The 18,621-nt window shown below is 60.5% G+C and carries 17 protein-coding genes and 1 pseudogene; 10 read left to right on the plus strand and 8 right to left on the minus strand.

Annotation, left to right across the window (positions count from 1 at the left end):
- Window positions 1-68: 68 nt before the first annotated feature.
- Entirely contained in the window at window positions 69-1,379 is a 1,311-nt protein-coding gene (locus HV782_RS00075) for an NAD(P)/FAD-dependent oxidoreductase (protein WP_186743967.1), read from the plus strand.
- Window positions 1,380-1,521: 142 nt separating this feature from the next.
- Here the strand turns inward: HV782_RS00075 and HV782_RS00080 are convergent, their stop codons facing one another.
- Window positions 1,522-1,767, minus strand: a complete 246-nt coding sequence (locus tag HV782_RS00080; protein WP_123469834.1) for a DUF1127 domain-containing protein — start codon at window positions 1,765-1,767, stop codon at window positions 1,522-1,524.
- Between the two features lie 180 nt (window positions 1,768-1,947).
- Between HV782_RS00080 and HV782_RS00085 the strand changes: the two genes are divergently transcribed.
- Together HV782_RS00085 and HV782_RS00090 are read left to right on the plus strand one after the other, a co-directional pair.
- Complete coding sequence (locus HV782_RS00085) at window positions 1,948-3,369, plus strand: aminotransferase-like domain-containing protein (protein ID WP_123469836.1); 1,422 nt, start codon at window positions 1,948-1,950, stop codon at window positions 3,367-3,369.
- A gap of 60 nt (window positions 3,370-3,429) precedes the next feature.
- Window positions 3,430-4,998: a phospholipase D family protein gene (locus HV782_RS00090; RefSeq protein WP_186743965.1), complete on the plus strand. Its 1,569-nt coding sequence runs from the start codon at window positions 3,430-3,432 to the stop codon at window positions 4,996-4,998.
- Between the two features lie 92 nt (window positions 4,999-5,090).
- Here HV782_RS00090 and HV782_RS00095 read toward each other — a convergent pair whose 3' ends face one another.
- Together HV782_RS00095 and HV782_RS00100 are read right to left on the minus strand one after the other, a co-directional pair.
- A complete protein-coding gene (locus tag HV782_RS00095) occupies window positions 5,091-6,236 on the minus strand; it encodes an MFS transporter (RefSeq protein WP_123469840.1) in 1,146 nt (381 codons plus the stop codon).
- Between the two features lie 244 nt (window positions 6,237-6,480).
- Window positions 6,481-7,974: an aldehyde dehydrogenase gene (locus HV782_RS00100; RefSeq protein WP_008086799.1), complete on the minus strand. Its 1,494-nt coding sequence runs from the start codon at window positions 7,972-7,974 to the stop codon at window positions 6,481-6,483.
- A 234-nt stretch (window positions 7,975-8,208) separates the two neighbouring features.
- Between HV782_RS00100 and HV782_RS00105 the strand changes: the two genes are divergently transcribed.
- Window positions 8,209-8,571 (plus strand): cupin domain-containing protein, encoded by a 363-nt coding sequence (locus tag HV782_RS00105; protein WP_123469842.1) that lies wholly within the window; start codon window positions 8,209-8,211, stop codon window positions 8,569-8,571.
- Window positions 8,572-8,775: 204 nt separating this feature from the next.
- Here HV782_RS00105 and rpmG read toward each other — a convergent pair whose 3' ends face one another.
- Complete coding sequence (gene rpmG, locus HV782_RS00110) at window positions 8,776-8,931, minus strand: 50S ribosomal protein L33 (RefSeq protein ID WP_003177274.1); 156 nt, start codon at window positions 8,929-8,931, stop codon at window positions 8,776-8,778.
- A gap of 11 nt (window positions 8,932-8,942) precedes the next feature.
- Window positions 8,943-9,176, minus strand: a complete 234-nt coding sequence (rpmB, locus tag HV782_RS00115; RefSeq protein WP_007920377.1) for a 50S ribosomal protein L28 — start codon at window positions 9,174-9,176, stop codon at window positions 8,943-8,945.
- A gap of 447 nt (window positions 9,177-9,623) precedes the next feature.
- Here rpmB and HV782_RS00120 point away from each other — a divergent pair, with 447 nt between their 5' ends.
- Complete coding sequence (locus tag HV782_RS00120; protein WP_186743963.1) at window positions 9,624-11,210, plus strand: ABC transporter substrate-binding protein; 1,587 nt, start codon at window positions 9,624-9,626, stop codon at window positions 11,208-11,210.
- 149 nt (window positions 11,211-11,359) lie between these two features.
- Here the strand turns inward: HV782_RS00120 and radC are convergent, their stop codons facing one another.
- Window positions 11,360-12,034 carry a RadC family protein gene (radC, locus tag HV782_RS00125; RefSeq protein WP_186743961.1) on the minus strand — a complete coding sequence of 225 codons (675 nt, stop codon included), beginning with the start codon at window positions 12,032-12,034 and terminating at the stop codon, window positions 11,360-11,362.
- 135 nt (window positions 12,035-12,169) lie between these two features.
- Between radC and coaBC the strand changes: the two genes are divergently transcribed.
- The 4 genes and pseudogenes from coaBC to argB all read left to right on the plus strand — a co-directional run bounded on the left by coaBC (window position 12,170) and on the right by argB (window position 16,367).
- A complete protein-coding gene (gene coaBC / locus HV782_RS00130) occupies window positions 12,170-13,378 on the plus strand; it encodes a bifunctional phosphopantothenoylcysteine decarboxylase/phosphopantothenate--cysteine ligase CoaBC (protein WP_007920365.1) in 1,209 nt (402 codons plus the stop codon).
- Between the two features lie 5 nt (window positions 13,379-13,383).
- Entirely contained in the window at window positions 13,384-13,839 is a 456-nt protein-coding gene (gene dut, locus HV782_RS00135) for a dUTP diphosphatase (RefSeq protein ID WP_123469848.1), read from the plus strand.
- A 228-nt stretch (window positions 13,840-14,067) separates the two neighbouring features.
- Window positions 14,068-15,444 (plus strand): annotated as a pseudogene (locus tag HV782_RS00140) (phosphomannomutase/phosphoglucomutase); the annotation flags it as partial.
- Between the two features lie 17 nt (window positions 15,445-15,461).
- Complete coding sequence (gene argB, locus HV782_RS00145) at window positions 15,462-16,367, plus strand: acetylglutamate kinase (RefSeq protein ID WP_003229488.1); 906 nt, start codon at window positions 15,462-15,464, stop codon at window positions 16,365-16,367.
- A 175-nt stretch (window positions 16,368-16,542) separates the two neighbouring features.
- Here argB and pyrE read toward each other — a convergent pair whose 3' ends face one another.
- Window positions 16,543-17,187 carry an orotate phosphoribosyltransferase gene (pyrE, locus tag HV782_RS00150; RefSeq protein WP_075946864.1) on the minus strand — a complete coding sequence of 215 codons (645 nt, stop codon included), beginning with the start codon at window positions 17,185-17,187 and terminating at the stop codon, window positions 16,543-16,545.
- 82 nt (window positions 17,188-17,269) lie between these two features.
- Here pyrE and crc point away from each other — a divergent pair, with 82 nt between their 5' ends.
- Window positions 17,270-18,049: a catabolite repression control protein Crc gene (crc, locus tag HV782_RS00155; protein WP_007920349.1), complete on the plus strand. Its 780-nt coding sequence runs from the start codon at window positions 17,270-17,272 to the stop codon at window positions 18,047-18,049.
- A 180-nt stretch (window positions 18,050-18,229) separates the two neighbouring features.
- Here crc and HV782_RS00160 read toward each other — a convergent pair whose 3' ends face one another.
- The gene (locus tag HV782_RS00160; protein ID WP_025112709.1) at window positions 18,230-18,598 is read right to left on the minus strand and encodes a DUF4870 domain-containing protein; all 369 of its coding nucleotides are present in this window, start codon (window positions 18,596-18,598) and stop codon (window positions 18,230-18,232) included.
- Window positions 18,599-18,621: the final 23 nt, after the last annotated feature.

Here is an 18,621-nt window from a genome sequence, read left to right on the forward strand (position 1 = left end):
GCCCAATTTCGGGCGTGCGGCTTATCCTCCGTCAAATTTTCTCGACACTCAGCCGTTGGATGACGCCCATGATCGCCCGCGCCCACATCACCGCGAGCCAACCACACGTTGCCTCTTATTACGCCGCCAGCAGCCTGCCACAGCCTGATCATCCGCAGTTGCAAGGTGAGGTGGTAGCGGACGTCTGCGTGGTCGGCGGCGGCTTCTCGGGGCTGAACACCGCGCTGGAACTGGCCGAACGCGGCCTCAGCGTGGTGTTGCTGGAAGCGCACCGGATCGGCTGGGGTGCCAGCGGCCGTAACGGCGGGCAGCTGATTCGCGGGGTCGGCCACGGCCTCGATCAGTTCACCAACGTCATCGGTGCCGACGGCGTACGCCAGATGAAACTCATGGGCCTGGAAGCGGTGGAAATCGTTCGCCAGCGCGTCGAGCGTTTCCAGATCCAGTGCGACCTGACCTGGGGCTACTGCGACCTCGCCAACAAACCTGCCGACCTCGAAGGCTTTGCCGAGGATGCCGATGAACTGCGCGGCCTCGGTTATCGCTACGAAACCCGCTTGCTGCAAGCCGACCAGATGCACACCGTGGTCGGCTCCAAGCGTTATGTCGGCGGCTTGATCGACATGGGTTCGGGGCATTTGCACCCGCTGAACCTGGCGCTGGGCGAAGCCGCTGCCGCGCAACAACTGGGGGTCAAACTGTTTGAACAGTCGGCCGTCACTCGCATCGACTACGGCCTCGAAGTGAAGGTACACACGGCGCAAGGCTCGGTGCGCGCCAAGACACTGGTGCTGGGCTGCAACGCTTATCTGAATGACCTCAATCCACAACTCAGTGGCAAAGTCCTGCCCGCCGGCAGCTACATCATCGCCACCGAACCGTTGAGCGAGGCACAGGCGCACGCCCTGCTGCCGCAAAACATGGCGGTCTGCGACCAGCGGGTGGCGCTGGATTACTACCGGCTCTCGGCGGATCGGCGCCTGCTGTTCGGCGGTGCCTGCCATTACTCGGGACGCGATCCAAAGGACATCGGCGCCTACATGCAGCCGAAGATGCTCGACGTCTTTCCGCAACTGGCCGGGGTGAAGATCGACTATCAGTGGGGCGGAATGATCGGCATCGGCGCCAACCGCTTGCCGCAGATTGGCCGGCTCAATGATCAGCCGAACGTGTATTACGCTCAGGCGTATTCCGGGCACGGGGTGAATGCCACGCACCTGGCCGGCAAGCTGCTGGCCGAGGCAATCAGCGGCCAGCACAGTGGCGGGTTCGATCTGTTTGCCAAGGTGCCGCACATCACCTTCCCGGGCGGCAAGCATTTGCGCTCGCCGTTGCTGGCGCTGGGGATGTTGTGGCATCGGCTCAAAGAGCTGGTCTGAGGTTTTTGCTGCGCCCTTGAAGCCGCCATCGCTGGCAAGCCAGCTCCCACAGGTTTTTGCGGCGAATACAAATATTGTGAACACCAAAAATACTGTGGGAGCTGGCTTGCCAGCGATGAGGCCCGAAAGAACAATACAGATCTCAGATCCGCCAGAACGGCTTCAACCCCTCCTCCTGCGCCTGCTCCCGGGTCAGCCCGACATCCTTGAGCTGCTCGGGTGTAAGCGCCAGCAACGCCTTGCGCGTGTGCAGACGATGCCAGAACAGGCCCCAGCGACTGAGGCCGGACGGCGCGTTGCGCAGGGCCGTATTCCATGCACCGTCCTCCTGCCCTGTCACCAGTTCCTGACTGTGTAACGTCAGCCGCACATCGCTCAAGCCGTTCATTTTTGTCGCTCCTGTTTACTTGGGTCGCCAGAGATTCCATGATGCGCGGGCCGGCAAAAGCATTACAGATTCAACCGATCTGTATTAACTCCATACAGATTTGCCGTTTCTGCCACTGAATTGTCGATTTTCGTCGCATCTGTACTGGTTTAACGAAACTCCTGCATCGAGGCACCTGCCATGACGCTTTATGTGAATCTCGCCGAGCTGCTCGGCACGCGCATCGAACAAGGTTTCTACCGTCCGGGTGACCGATTGCCGTCGGTGCGCGCCTTGAGCGTAGAACATGGCGTCAGTCTCAGCACGGTGCAGCAGGCTTATCGCATGCTCGAAGACAGTGGTCTGGCGTCGCCGAAGCCCAAGTCCGGCTACTTTGTACCGGTCGGACGCGAGCTGCCGGAGCTGCCGGCGGTCGGCCGTCCGGCGCAGCGGCCGGTGGAGATTTCGCAGTGGGATCAGGTGCTGGAGCTGATTCGTGCGGTGCCCCGCAAGGACGTCGTGCAACTGGGGCGCGGCATGCCCGATGTGACCACGCCCACCATGAAACCGCTGTTGCGCGGACTGGCGCGAATCAGTCGGCGCCAGGACATGCCCGGTCTGTATTACGACAACATCCACGGCACCCTCGAACTGCGCGAACAGATCGCCCGGCTGATGCTCGATTCCGGTTGCCAGTTAAGCGCCAGCGACCTGGTCATCACCACCGGTTGCCACGAAGCGCTGTCCACCAGCATCCACGCGATCTGCGAGCCCGGCGACATCGTCGCGGTGGATTCGCCGAGCTTTCACGGCGCCATGCAGACGCTCAAGGGCCTGGGCATGAAAGCCCTGGAAATCCCCACCGATCCGCTGACCGGCATCAGCCTCGAAGCACTGGAACTGGCGCTGGAGCAATGGCCGATCAAGGTCATCCAGATCACGCCCAACTGCAATAACCCACTGGGCTACATCATGCCGGAGTCGCGCAAACGCGCGCTGCTCAACCTCGCGCAGCGCTTCGACGTGGCGATCATCGAAGACGATGTGTACGGCGAACTGGCCTATACCTACCCGCGTCCACGCACGATCAAGTCCTTCGACGAGGACGGCCGCGTGTTGCTGTGCAGTTCGTTTTCCAAGACCTTGGCGCCGGGATTGCGCATCGGCTGGGTCGCGCCGGGCCGCTATCTGGAACGGGTGCTGCACATGAAATACATCAGCACCGGCTCCACTGCGCCGCAGCCGCAGATCGCGATTGCCGAATTTCTCAAATCCGGGTACTTCGAACCGCATTTACGGCGGATGCGCTCACAATACCAGCGTAATCGCGACGTCATGATCGACTGGGTGACCCGCTACTTTCCTGTCGGCACCCGCGCCAGCCGTCCACAGGGCAGCTTTATGTTGTGGGTCGAACTGCCGGAAGGTTTCGATACGCTGAAACTGAATCGGGCGCTGCACGACCAGGGCGTACAGATTGCCGTCGGCAGCATTTTTTCCGCCTCGGGCAAGTACCGCAATTGCCTGCGGATGAACTACGCTGCCAAACCGACACCGCAGATCGAAGAGGCGGTGCGCAAGGTCGGTGCAGCGGCAATCAAATTACTGGCCGAAGCCGACTGACTTTTTTCGAGTGATCAGCGTCCATATGCCGACCTTTGCTGCCGACCGGAATGAACCTACGTGAGCTTCAGACAGCCCCTACTCGCTTTGCTGATGCTCGCCTCGCTCCTGAGCGGCTGCGCCAGCCTCGATGTGCCGCGTGAACCGAGCCAGGCCTTGCCGGCGTCGAACTCCAGTTTCGGCCGCTCGATCCAGGCCCAGGCCGCGCCCTATCAGGGCCGCTCCGGCTTTCGCCTGCTGTCCAACAGCACTGAGGCCTTCACCGCCCGCGCCGAGCTGATTCGCCAGGCACAAACCAGCCTCGACTTGCAGTACTACATCGTCCATGACGGCGTCAGCACGCGAATGCTCGTGGAAGAACTGCTCAAGGCCGCCGACCGTGGCGTGCGCGTGCGCATTCTGCTCGACGACACCACCAGCGACGGTCTCGACACGCTCATCGCCACCCTCGCGGCGCATCCACAGATCCAGATCCGCCTGTTCAACCCATTGCACCTGGGCCGCAGCACCGGCGTCACCCGCGCCGCCGGGCGCCTGTTCAACCTGTCGCTGCAACACCGGCGCATGCACAACAAGCTGTGGCTGGCGGACAACAGCGTGGCCATCGTCGGCGGGCGCAACCTGGGCGACGAGTATTTCGACGCCGAGCCGAACCTGAATTTCACCGACATCGACATGCTCAGCGTCGGCCCGGTGGCCGAGCAACTCGGACACAGCTTCGACCAATACTGGAACAGCGCTCTGAGCAAGCCGATCGACGAATTCCTCTCCAGCAAACCGACCGCCAAGGACTTGCAGAACACCCGCACGCGCCTGGAAGAGTCACTGGATGAAACCCGCAAACAGAATCACGCGCTGTACCAAAAGCTGATGACGTTCAAGACCGCACCGCGCATGGACATCTGGCGCAAGGAACTGATCTGGGCCTGGAACCAGGCGCTGTGGGATGCCCCAAGCAAGGTGCTGGCCAAGAACGAGCCGGACCCGCAACTGCTGCTGACCACGCAACTGGCGCCGGAGCTGAGAGGCGTCAACAAAGAGCTGATCATGATTTCGGCGTACTTCGTGCCCGGCCAGCCGGGCCTGGTGTACCTGACCGGACGCGCCGACGCCGGGGTCTCGGTGAGCCTGCTGACCAATGCGCTGGAAGCCACCGACGTGCCAGCGGTGCACGGCGGTTACGCGCCGTACCGCAAGGCGCTGCTGGAACACGGGGTGAAACTGTATGAATTGCGTCGCCAGCCTGGGGATAACTACGGCAGCGGCCCGCACCTGTTCTACAGCAAGTCGTTTCGGGGTTCGGATTCCAGCCTGCACAGCAAGGCGATGATTTTCGACCGGCGCAAAGCGTTTATCGGCTCGTTCAACTTCGATCCGCGTTCGGTGCTATGGAACACTGAAGTCGGCGTGCTGGTGGACAGCCCGGAACTGGCCGAGCACGTGCGCGAACTGGCCTTGCAAGGCATGGCGCCAGCGCTGAGTTATCAGGCGAAACTGCAGGATGGCAAGCTCGTCTGGGTGACCGAGGACAACGGCCAGCTGCACACGCTGACCGAGGAACCGGGGAGCTGGTGGCGGCGCTTCAATGCATGGTTCAGCACCACGGTGGGTCTTGAACGGATGCTGTAAACAAACACAGGTCAATGCTGTGACGGGCTTTTGTGGCGAGGGGATTTAGCGAACCCTCGCACCACACGTTCATTACTCGGATCGGAATCAAGTCAGGCAGGTTCAGACACGGTGCCAAACGCACCTTGGCGCATCAACAGAATCACCAGCCCGAACGCCCCCGCCGCCATCAACAACGGCAACGCATGCCCGCTGATCCACTGACTGCCCGCCCCCGCCATCAAGGGCCCGATCAGACAACCGACACCCCACAGCTGCGCAATGTGCGCATTGGCCCGCACCAGCGCATCGTCGCGATAGCGCTCGCCGATCAGGATCAGTGACAAAGTGAACAACCCACCGGCGCTGGCACCGAACAGCACCCACAATGGCCAGATCAACAGCGTGTCGATCAGCATGGGGATCGCCAGGCTCGACAGCATCAGGACCACTGCGCAGCCGGTGAACAATGTGCGCCGCGACAGATAGTCTGCCAGCGCGCCAATCGGCAGTTGCAACAGCGCGTCACCGACCACCACCGTGCTGACCATTGCCAGCGCGATCTCGGCGCTGAAGCCTTGTTGCAGGCAATACACCGGCAGCAGCGTCAGGATCATCGCCTCGAACGCGGCGAACAACGAGACTGCCCAGGCAATCGCCGGCAACTCGCGGGCAAAACCCCACAGGTCGCCGAAGGTCACACTGCTGGCTTCGCTGCTCGGCGCACCGCTGCGGCCCATCAACAGAAAAGGCGAAACCGTCAGCAGCCCGACACCGACCCAGAACCCATAATCGTGTTCAGTGCCGAGCGCGCCCAGCAGCAACGGACCAGACAGTTGGCTCAGCGCATAGCTGCTGCCATACAGAGCGACGAGGCGACCACGCCAGTTTTCGACGACCAGTTGATTGATCCAGCTCTCGCCGAGGATGAACACGATGGTCAGGATCACCCCGATCATCAGGCGCAGCACCAGCCACACTGGATAACTCGGCAGCAACGCCAGCAAGCCGATTGACAGTGCTCCGGCCCACAGGCACAGACGCATCAGGTTCGCCGTGCCGAAACGTGCCGCCAGATGACTGGAAATCTTCGCCCCCAGCAACACGCCGATCGCCGGCATTGCCGCCATCACGCCGATGGCGAAGGAGCCATAGCCCCAGCCCTCTAGGCGCAACGACACTAGCGGCATGCTGACCCCCAGGGCCAGGCCGACACTCAAGACAGACGCCAACACGGCGAAATACGTCGCCCAACGCATGGTCCACGCTCCTGTGGATTATTTTTATGTGCACCACAAAACCAATGTGGGAGCAAACCCTGTGGCGAGGGGATTCATCCCCGACAGGTCGCGCAGCGACCTCAAAACCTGCACCCTTGCATGCACTGGTTTTGCGACTGCTTCGCAGCCGATCGGGGATGAATCCCCTCACCACAAAAGCTTGCTCCCACAGGGGGATCTCTGTAGTTCGGAAGCCTGAACGAGCCAGGCTCCCGCTAAAGGCTTACAGCTTGATCCACGTCGCTTTCAGCTCGGTGTACTTGTCGAATGCATGCAGCGACTTGTCACGACCGTTACCCGATTGCTTGAAGCCGCCGAACGGCGCAGTCATGTCGCCGCCGTCGTACTGGTTGACCCACACACTGCCGGCACGCAGGGCCTTGGCGGTCAGATGGGCCTTGGAGATGTCCTGGGTCCACACCGCAGCGGCCAGGCCATACGGCGTGTCGTTGGCGATCTGAATCGCTTCTTCGGCGGTGTCGAACGCAATGACCGACAGCACCGGGCCGAAGATTTCTTCCTGGGCGATCTTCATCGCGTTGCTCACGCCGTCGAAAATCGTCGGCTCGACGTAGGTGCCACCGGTTTCCTGAAGAATGCGCTTGCCGCCGGCCACCAGTTTGGCGCCGTCGGTGTGGCCGGACTCGATGTACGACAGCACGGTGTTCATCTGCTGGGTGTCGACCAGCGCCCCGACGTTGGTCGCCGGGTCCAGTGGATTGCCCGGTTTCCAGGCTTTCAGCGCCTCGATCACCATCGGCAGGAATTTATCCTTGATCGAACGCTCGACCAGCAGACGCGAACCGGCGGTGCAGACTTCGCCCTGGTTGAAGGCGATGGCGCTGGCGGCGGATTCGGCAGCGGCTTGCAGGTCCGGTGCGTCGGCAAACACGATGTTCGGGCTCTTGCCACCAGCTTCCAGCCACACGCGCTTCATGTTCGACTCGCCGGAGTAGATCATCAGTTGCTTGGCGATCTTGGTCGAACCGGTGAACACCAGGGTGTCGACGTCATTGTGCAGCGCCAGCGCCTTGCCGACGGTGTGGCCGTAACCCGGCAGCACGTTGAGCACGCCTTTCGGAATGCCGGCTTCTACCGCGAGCGCAGCGATACGGATGGCGGTCAGCGGGGATTTTTCCGACGGCTTGAGGATCACCGAGTTACCGGTGGACAGCGCCGGGCCGAGTTTCCAGCAGGCCATCATCAGCGGGAAGTTCCACGGCACGATGGCGCCGACCACGCCCACCGGCTCGCGGGTCACCAGACCCAGTTGGTCATGCGGCGTGGCGGCGACTTCGTCGTAGATCTTGTCGATCGCCTCACCGCTCCAGCTCAGCGCTTGCGCAGCACCCGGCACGTCGATGTACAGCGAATCGCTGATTGGCTTGCCCATGTCGAGGGTTTCGAGCAGGGCCAGCTCTTCGGCGTGCTGTTTGAGCAGGCCGGCAAAACGAATCATGGTAGCTTTGCGTTTGGTCGGCGCCAGGCGCGACCAGACACCGGAATTGAAGGTGGCGCGGGCATTTTCCACGGCGCGCTGAGCGTCAGCGGCGTCACAGCTGGCGATCTTGCCCAGCAGACGGCCATCGACCGGACTGATGCACTCGAAAGTCTCGCCGGAGACGGCGTCGGTGTATTCACCATTGAGGTAGGCGCGGCCTTCGATTTTCAGGTCGCGGGCGCGTTGTTCCCAGTCGGCACGAGTCAGGGTGGTCATTCGAGTGTCCTCCTCTTGTTGAATAGAGCGCCGCGGTCTTCGCGGTCGTCTTCAGGAATGCTGCCCGGCCAGCCTGCTTTTCGGCCCAAGGCACCCGCCACCCTAAACCAGCGGCCGGGGTTGTTTCAATATATTTGACATAAGCCGGCTATACGGCCTTGCGGTGTTCAATTTAATAAACATAGACTTTGGCCCTTTCCAACCACCGCGCCGTCATCACGGGAGAAAACAACAATGAACATCCAGAACGTCGTCGACATCAGCCTGACCAGCAGCGAAGCCGAACGCTATCGCCCGGACCCGGCCAAAGTGCTCAAGGGCGATCCCGAGCAAGCGGTGTTCAATCAATACGACAGCCCTTGCGGGCAAATGAATGTCGGTGTGTGGGAAGGTGCGGTCGGTCAGTGGACAGTGAATTACACCGAGCATGAATACTGCGAAATCCTGCAGGGGGTGTCGGTGCTGCGAGACAGCGATGGCAATGCCAAGACCTTGCGCGTGGGCGATCGCTTCGTGATTCCGGCAGGGTTTCGTGGAACCTGGGAAGTGCTTGAAGCTTGCCGCAAGATCTATGTGATCTTTGAACAGAAGGCTTGAGATTCTCGCTGACTGATCCGGCCCTATCGCTGGCAAGCCAGCTCCCACAGGTTTTGCGGTGAACACAAATTTTGAACACCAGCGATCAATGTGGGAGCTGGCTTGCCAGCGATGAGGCCAGGCCAGAAACCACAGAAACCCGAGGCAACAAAAAAGGCCCGTATCGTGAGATACGGGCCTTTTTTGTAAGTCCGGAAAAATCAATTACTTGATTTTGCCTTCCTTGTAGATCACGTGCTTGCGAACAACCGGATCATATTTCTTGATCTCGATTTTGTCCGGGGTAGTACGCTTGTTCTTGTCGGTAGTGTAGAAGTGACCAGTACCGGCGCTCGAGATCAAACGAATCAATTCACGCATGATTAGCTCCCTTAAATCTTGCCATCGCGGCGAAGTTCGGCGAGCACGACAGTGATGCCACGCTTGTCGATGATACGCATGCCTTTGGCAGATACGCGCAGACGCACAAAACGTTTCTCTTCTTCAACCCAGAAGCGGTGATGCTGCAGGTTCGGCAGGAAACGACGACGGGTTTTGTTGTTTGCGTGGGAAATGTTATTCCCGGTTACCGGACCCTTACCGGTAACTTGACATACTCTAGACATGCCTCAGCCCTCTAAAACCACATGCCCAACCCGGCATGGGTTGGCCGCTTAATCTCTCAGTCATTTGGCGCCAGGCGCCGCGTTTCTTTAGAGGTCTTACCGGCTACACCTACAGTGAAGGAACCGGGCCCCTAGAAAAGAGCGCTGCTTTATACCAGAAAGACCGGGGAGCAACAACAATCGGTGTGCAATCAATCGGCAAAAAGGCGCAAATTCGGGCTGCGAGCGCTTTACACAAAGGCCGCCGTCGCCTTTTACCGCTCGTCGCAGAAAACCGGCCGCGAAGGGTATCACGCCTTTGCATGCACCAGCAGACAGTCGAAATTGCATAAGCCCTGCCCCAAAAATGCAAAAAGGGGATAGTCATTTGCAATCGCGACCTCTAGGGTAGGCCTTTTCCAGACTGCACTTGCAGATGGGCCTTCGATCTGTAAAAGGAAACCGACCATGCGCCTCGCTGCCCTACCCCTGTTGCTCGCCCCGCTCCTGCTGAGCCCTCTGGCCCAGGCCGCTGCCCTGAGCGTCTGTACCGAGGCCAGCCCGGAAGGGTTCGACGTGGTGCAATACAACTCGCTGACCACCACCAACGCCTCGGCCGATGTGCTGATGAACCGCCTGGTGGACTTCGATACCGCCAGCGGCAAAGTGGTCCCGAGCCTGGCCGACAGCTGGGAAGTCAGCACCGACGGGCTGTCGTATGTCTTCAAACTGCATCCACAGGTGAAGTTTCATACTACCGAATACTTCAAACCGACCCGCGAGCTGACCGCCGAAGACGTCAAATTCAGCTTCGACCGCATGCTCGATCCGGCCAATCCATGGCACAAGGTCGCGCAAAGCGGCTTCCCGCATGCGCAGTCGATGCAGTTGCCGGCGCTGATCAAGAAAATCGACGCACTGGATCCGCTGACCGTGCGCTTCACCCTCGACCACCCGGATTCGACCTTCCTCGCCACCCTGAGCATGGGTTTCGCCTCGATCTATTCCGCCGAATACGCCGACAAACTGCTCAAGGCCAACGCCACGGACAAGCTCAACAGCCAGCCAATCGGCACCGGTCCGTTCGTGTTCACCCGGTTTCAGAAAGATGCGTCGATCCGCTACAAGGCCAACCCGGATTACTTCGGCGGCAAGCCTGCAGTGGATCCGCTGATCTTCGCCATCACGCCGGATGCCAATGTGCGCCTGCAAAAGCTGCGGCGTAACGAGTGTCAGATCGCCCTGTCACCAAAGCCACTGGACGTACAGGCCGCGCTGAAAGAGCCGACCTTGAAAGTGGAAAAGACTGACGCGTTCATGACCGCTTTCGTCGGCATCAACAGCCAGCACCCGCCGCTGGACAAACCAGAAGTGCGCCAGGCAATCAACCTTGCGTTCGATAAGGCCAACTACATCAAAGCCGTGTTCGAAGACACCGCCGAACCCGCCAACGGCCCGTACCCGCCGAATACCTGGAGCTACGCGAAGAACCTGCCGGGCTATCCACACGATGTGGCAAAAGCCAAGGCACTGCTGGCCAAGGCCGGTTTGAAGGACGGATTCCAGACCACGATCTGGACGCGTCCGTCGGGCAGTCTGCTCAATCCGAACCCGAGCCTCGGCGCCCAGCTGTTGCAATCGGACCTGGCCGAGATCGGCATTCAAGCGGAAATCCGCGTGATCGAGTGGGGCGAACTGATTCGCCGCGCCAAGGCGGGCGAGCATGACCTGTTGTTCATGGGCTGGGCCGGCGATAACGGCGATCCGGACAACTTCCTCACGCCGCAGTTTTCCTGCGCGGCGGTCAAATCGGGCACCAACTTCGCGCGCTACTGCAACGCCGATCTGGACAAGCTGATCAGCGCCGGCAAGACCACCAGCGAGCAAGGCGTGCGCACCAAGCTGTATGAGCAGGCGCAGACGCAGATTCAGCAACAGGCGCTATGGTTGCCACTGGCACACCCGACCGCCTACGCACTGACGCGTAAAGACGTGCAGGGTTACTCGGTGAGCCCGTTCGGCCGGCAGGACTACTCCAAGGTCAACCTCAAATAACCTGCCCGACACGAAACCCTGTGGATGCAATCAAACCTGTGGGAGCGAGCTTGCTCGCGAAGGCGGCCTGTCAGTCAGCATCACGTTTACTGACAGGCCGCTTTCGCGAGCAAGCTCGCTCCCACAGGGATTTGCATCGTTCCCGAGAGTTACATCCAGCCGCACTCCGCCATAGACAGCGGCTCGCCTTCGCCCACGATGAAGTGATCCAGCACTCGTACATCAATCAATTCCAGAGCCTTCTGCAAACGCTTGGTCAGCAGTCGATCCGACTGACTCGGATCGCTGTTCCCCGACGGGTGGTTGTGACAGAGGATCACCGCCGCCGCGTTATTGGCCAACGCGCGCTTCACAACCTCCCGAGGGTGCACGCTGGTGTTGTCGATCGAGCCGCGAAACAGCGCCTCGAAGGTCAGCACTTGATGCTTGGAGTCGAGAAACAGGCATCCAAACACCTCGTGCGGCTCGTGACGCAGCATGGATTTGAGGTAATCGCGGACCACCTGAGGACTCTCCAGCGCCGGCTTCTTGCGCATTCGCTCAGCCAGGTGTCGGCGCCCCATCTCCAGCACCGCTTGCAGCTGGGCGAACTTTGCCGGCCCCAGGCCCAATTGCTCGCTGAACGTCGCAAGATCGGCTTCGAGCAAAACCCGCAGGCTGCCGAATTGGCTCAAAAGGTGTCGAGCCAGATCCACCGCGCTTTTACCGGACACCCCGGTACGTAGAAAAATCGCCAGCAATTCAGCATCGGAAAGGCTTCCCGATCCCTGTTCAAGCAGCTTCTCCCGCGGCCGTTCCGCCGCAGGCCAATCGCGAATACTCATACACATTCCTTGTCTGTGGGCGCCGCTGTTCCGTAGCGGTCGCTGTGATATCGTAGCCCATCTTTTTTGCGGGCGAATTCACCCTGGGGAGGGGGTTTCGCCACGTATGTCACCCACGAAATGAAAGGCAGACCTATGCAGCGGCTGTATCGGAAACGCATCGTTCTGGGCGTCGGCGGCGGCATTGCTGCCTACAAGAGCGCCGATCTGGTTCGCCGCCTGATCGACCAGGGCGCCGAAGTGCGCGTGGTCATGACCCATGGCGGCGCCGAGTTCATCACCCCGCTGACCATGCAGGCCTTGTCCGGCCACCCGGTTCACCTCGATTTGCTCGACCCGGCCGCAGAAGCCGCGATGGGCCACATCGAGCTGGCCAAGTGGGCCGATCTGGTGCTGATCGCCCCGGCCACCGCCGACCTGATCGCCCGCCTGGCCCAAGGCATCGCCAACGATTTGCTGACCACATTGGTGCTGGCCACCGACGCCGTTGTGGCAGTCGCGCCAGCAATGAATCAGGCGATGTGGCGCGACCCGGCGACCCAGGCCAACCTGCAACTCCTCGAAAGCCGCGGCCTGAAGACCTTCGGCCCGGCCTCGGGCAGCCAGGCCTGCGGCGACGTCGGCATGGGCCGGATGATGGAAGCCACCGATCTGGCGCAGTGCGCGGCAGACTGCTTCCAGCGCCAGGCACTGACCGGCAAGCACGTAGTGATCACTGCCGGCCCGACCCAGGAAAACATCGACCCGGTGCGCTACATCACCAACCACAGCTCCGGCAAAATGGGCTTTGCCCTCGCCGAAGCCGCGGTGGAAGCCGGCGCCCGCGTGACCCTGATCAGCGGCCCGGTGCACCTGCCAACGCCGGATCGCGTGACGCGTATCGACGTGGTCAGTGCCCGCGACATGCTCGCCGCGTGTGAGTCGGCCATCCCTTGCGACGTGTTCATCGCCTCGGCAGCGGTCGCGGACTACCGTCCGGAAGTCGTTGCCCCGCAAAAACTCAAGAAAGACCCTACAAGCGGCGACGGCTTCGTCCTGCAAATGGTGCGCAACCCCGACATCCTCGCCACCATTGCGACCCGTCCCGATCGTCCGTTCAGTGTCGGCTTCGCCGCCGAGACCGAACACCTGCTCGACTACGCTGCACGCAAGCTCAAGGACAAGAATCTCGATTTGATCGTCGCCAACGACGTCGCCAATCCGAGCATCGGTTTCAACAGCGAAGAAAACGCCTGCAGCGTAATTGACCGTGCGCTGCACGCCACGGTTTTCGCCCAGACCAGCAAGAGCAAGATCGCTCGCCAACTGGTCACTTTTATCGCCGAACGTCTGAACCAGGTTTAATTTACATGCACGCTTTGCAAGCCAAGATCCTCGACCCACGCATCGGTACTGAATTCCCGCTGCCGCAATACGCCACCCCGGGCTCCGCCGGCCTCGACCTGCGCGCCATGCTGCAAGAGGACATCGTGATCAAGCCGGGTGAAACCGTGCTGATCCCTACCGGTCTGTCGGTTTACATCGGCGACCCGAACCTCGCCGCGCTGATCCTGCCGCGCTCGGGCATGGGCCATAAGCACGGCATCGTGCTGGGCAACCTCGTCGGCCTGATCGACTCCGATTACCAGGGCCCGCTGATGGTGTCCTGCTGGAACCGTGGCCAGAGCGATTTCACCATGACCGTTGGCGAACGTCTGGCGCAACTGGTGCTGGTACCGGTGGTCCAGGCGCACTTCGAAATGGTGGAAGAGTTCGTCGAAACCGAGCGCGGCGCGGGCGGTTTCGGCCATACCGGCACCAAGTAACGCCACAAAATTTGCGCAACTTTTGCAGCAGGTTTTAGCACCGAAAACCAGGGTTTTGTCGGCCACAAGCCACGCCAGCTGAGGCGTCATGGCTCTTTCACACCACGAACTCTCTGTGGAAAACGCCGTCATACCCTTCAGTTTGAGCCTGCCGCCGAGTGAATCGTCGGTCTGTCCCGCCACTTTCGAGATGGAGCATTTGTGCAGATGAGCACCCCAGCCAAGATTGCCCCGAAGCTGCCCGACAGCATTTTCCGCGCCTATGACATTCGCGGCACCGTGCCGGAATTCCTCAATGCCGAAACCGCTTACTGGATCGGCCGCGCCATCGGCTCGCAGAGCCTGGCCCAGGGCGAACCGAACATGTCGGTCGGCCGCGATGGTCGCCTGTCCGGCCCGGAACTGGTGGCCGAGCTGATCCGCGGTATCGCCGAGAGCGGCTGCCACGTCAGCGATGTCGGCCTGGTGCCGACGCCAGCGCTGTATTACGCGGCCAACGTGCTGGCCGGCAAGTCCGGAGTGATGCTCACCGGCAGCCACAACCCGTCGAACTACAACGGCTTCAAGATCGTGATCGCCGGCGACACCCTCGCAAACGAGCAGATCCAGGTGCTGCACGAGCGCATCAAGAGCAATGACCTGACCAACGGTCAGGGCAGCGTCACGCGGGTCGAAATCCTCGACCGCTACACCACCGAAATCGTCCAGGACATCAAACTGGCCCGGCGCCTGAAAGTCGTGGTCGACTGCGGCAACGGCGCAGCCGGGGTGATCGCCCCGCAACTGATCGAAGCGCTGAACTGCGAAGTCATCCCGCTATTCTGCGAAGTCGACGGCAACTTCCCCAACCACCACCCGGACCCGGGCAAGCCTGAAAACCTCGTCGACCTGATCGCCAAGGTCAAGGAAACCAACGCCGATATCGGCCTCGCCTTCGATGGCGACGGTGACCGTGTCGGTGTGGTGACCAACACCGGCAGCATCGTCTACCCGGACCGCCTGCTGATGCTGTTCGCCCGCGACGTGGTGGCGCGCAACCCGGACGCGGAAATCATCTTCGACGTCAAATGCACCCGCCGCCTGGTGCCGCTGATCAAGGAGTACGGTGGTCGTCCGCTAATGTGGAAGACGGGTCATTCGTTGATCAAAAAGAAAATGAAACAATCCGGTGCTCTATTGGCCGGTGAGATGAGCGGGCACATCTTTTTCAAGGAACGCTGGTTCGGTTTCGACGACGGTATCTATAGCGCCGCGCGGCTGCTGGAGATCCTCAGCAAGGAAAAATCCACCGCGGAGGAGCTGTTTGCGACCTTCCCGAATGATATTTCTACGCCGGAAATCAATATCCATGTGACCGAAGAGAGCAAATTCAGCATCATTGATGCACTGCACGACGCACAATGGGGCGCAGGCGCTGACCTGACCACCATCGACGGCGTGCGAGTCGATTACGCCAAAGGCTGGGGCCTGGTGCGCGCGTCCAACACCACACCGGTGCTGGTGCTGCGCTTCGAGGCCGATGACGAGGCTGAATTGCAGCGCATCAAGGATGTGTTCCACGCCCAACTGAAACGCGTTGCACCTGATCTCCAACTACCGTTCTGATTCACCCGGAGCCCTGAATGACCCTCGAACGCGAAGCCGCCGCCCACACCGCCCAGGTCCTGTCCGAAGCGTTGCCTTACATCCGACGTTATGTCGGCAAGACCCTGGTGATCAAATACGGCGGCAACGCGATGGAAAGCGAGGAGCTGAAAACCGGCTTCGCCCGCGACATCGTCTTGATGAAGGCCGTGGGCATCAACCCGGTCGTGGTTCACGGCGGCGGCCCGCAGATCGGTGATCTGCTCAAGCGCCTGTCGATCGAAAGCCACTTCGTCGACGGCATGCGCGTCACCGACGCCGCGACCATGGACGTGGTGGAAATGGTCCTCGGCGGCCAGGTCAACAAAAGCATCGTCAACCTGATCAACCGTCACGGCGGCAGCGCCATCGGCTTGACCGGTAAAGACGCCGGGCTGATTCGTGCGAAGAAGCTGACGGTCACCCGTCAGACCCCGGAGATGACCCAGCCGGAAATCATCGACATCGGCCAGGTAGGCGAAGTCGTCGGGATCAACACCGAATTGCTGAACCTGCTGGTCAAGGGCAATTTCATCCCGGTGATCGCGCCAATCGGCGTGGGTGAGAACGGCGAGTCGTACAACATCAACGCCGACTTGGTGGCCGGTAAAGTTGCCGAGGCGCTGAAAGCCGAGAAGCTGATGCTGCTGACCAACATCGCCGGCCTGATGGACAAGTCGGGCACCGTCCTGACCGGCCTGAGCACCCAGCAGGTCGACGACCTGATCGCCGACGGCACGATCTACGGCGGCATGCTGCCGAAGATCCGTTGCGCGCTGGAAGCGGTTCAGGGCGGTGTCGGCAGCTCGCTGATCATCGACGGTCGCGTACCGAACGCGATCCTGCTGGAAATCTTCACCGACACTGGTGTGGGCACGCTGATCAGCAATCGCAAGCGTCCGTAAGCCGGCGTACAAACAAAAAGACCCCGCTCAGCCTGGCTGAGCGGGGTCTTTTTTATCATCGCAAACTTTGTGGGAGCGAGCTTGCTCGCGAAGACGGCGGCACATTCAACATTGATGCAAGCTGAATCACCGCATTCGCGAGCAAGCTCGCTCCCACAGGTTTTGCACCAGTCGGTCAGACGCCGAACTGGGCGCGATAGGCTTCCACGGCTGGCAGATGCTGCTTGAGCTGCGGATCGTCAGCGAGGAACTCCAGCACCTGATTCAGCGAAACAATGCTGATCACCGGGATACCGAAATCGCGCTCGACCTCCTGAATGGCCGACAACTCACCGTTGCCACGCTCCTGACGATTGAGGGCGATCAGCACGCCGGCGGCCTTGGCGCCGTCCTGGGAGGCGATGATCTGCATCACTTCGCGGATCGCGGTGCCGGCAGTGATTACGTCGTCGATGATCAGCACATTGCCGGTCAGCGGCGCGCCGACCAGGCTGCCACCTTCGCCGTGGGCCTTGGCTTCCTTGCGGTTGAAGCACCAAGGCAGATCACGGTTGTGGTGCTCGGCCAGCGCGACAGCGGTGGTGGCCGCCAGCGGAATGCCTTTATAGGCCGGGCCGAACAGTACATCGAAAGAAATGCCGCTTTCGGCAATGGCTGCCGCGTAGAAACGCCCCAGCTGCGCCAGGGCCGAACCCGAGTTGAACAGGCCGGCGTTGAAGAAGTAAGGACTGGTGCGCCCGGACTTCAGGGTGAACTCACCGAAGCGCAAAACGCCGCGATCGATGGCAAAACGAATGAAATCGCGCTGATACGCTTGCATGAAAAAAACCCCAAATACCACGGATTTAGCTAATTAGCTTGACGCCGTGTATCATACACGCACGCGATTTTTGGGGCCATTTATGCGGATCATCAGTGTGAACGTCAATGGTATTCAGGCTGCAGTCGAGCGTGGTTTGCTCAGTTGGCTGCAAGCACAGAATGCCGACGTCATCTGCCTGCAGGACACCCGTGCCTCCGCCTTTGAACTGGATGACCCAGCCTTCCAACTGGATGGCTACTTCCTTTATGCCTGCGATGCTGAAGTCCCTGCCCAAGGTGGCGTGGCTTTGTATTCGCGGTTGCAACCGAAGGCTGTCATCAGCGGTCTCGGTTTCGAGACGGCCGACCGCTACGGGCGCTACCTGCAAGCAGATTTCGACAAAGTCAGTATTGCCACCTTGCTGCTTCCTTCGGGGATGAACGGCGATGAGGACTTGAACCAGAAGTTCAAGCTCATGGACGACTTCGGCAAATACCTGGACAAACAGCGGCGCAAACGTCGCGAGTACATTTATTGTGGCTCGCTGTATGTTGCGCAGCAGAAGCTCGACATCAAGAACTGGCGCGACAGCCAGCAATCCCCGGGCTTCCTGGCGCCGGAACGGGCCTGGATGGACGAGATTGTCGGCAACATGGGTTATGTCGATGCCCTGCGCGAAGTCAGCCGCGAAGGCGACCAGTACAGCTGGTGGCCGGACAACGAACAGGCCGAGATGCTCAATCTGGGCTGGCGTTTCGACTACCAGATCCTGACTCCGGGCCTGCGCCGCTTTGTACGCAGTGCACGCCTGCCGCGTCAGCCCCGGTTCTCGCAGCACGCGCCGCTGATCGTCGACTACGACTGGACGCTGACCATCTAAGCGTCGATTCGTGGATGCAAAAAAGCCGACATCGCTGTCGGCTTTTTTGTGCGCGCTGGTTTTTGCTTTCTGTAAGAGTGAGCCTGCTCGCGATGGCGTGGTGTCAGCCAACACTCATGCTGAATGATCCACCGCCTTCGCGAGCAAGCCCGCTCCCACAGGAAAAACCGCAATTGGTTATTACTTGATCAATCGCCAAGTGAACGGGTAGCGATACGGGAACCCGTCATTGGCCTTCACCCCGGCAATGATCGTCAGCACCAGTGCGCCAATGGCCAACAGGCCCAGCAGGAAGAAGCCGATGATCAACACCATCAGCAGCAGACAGATCGCTGCAGCAATCGCCACGGTGATCTGAAAGTTCAGCGCTTCCTTGCCCTGGGCATCGATGAACGGATCGGTTTCGCGCTTCATCTGCCACAGGATCAACGGCCCGATCAGGTTACCGAACGGAATCCAGATGCCCAGCAAGGCGGACAAGTGACAAAACATCGCCCATTGACGAACCTCCTGGCTCGGTTTGGGCAGCAACTCTTGCTCATCACTCATCGCGTCCTCCTTGCGGGTTACGA

The sequence above is a fragment of the Pseudomonas monsensis genome, assembly GCF_014268495.2.
Taxonomy (GTDB): Bacteria; Pseudomonadota; Gammaproteobacteria; order Pseudomonadales; family Pseudomonadaceae; genus Aquipseudomonas; species Aquipseudomonas monsensis.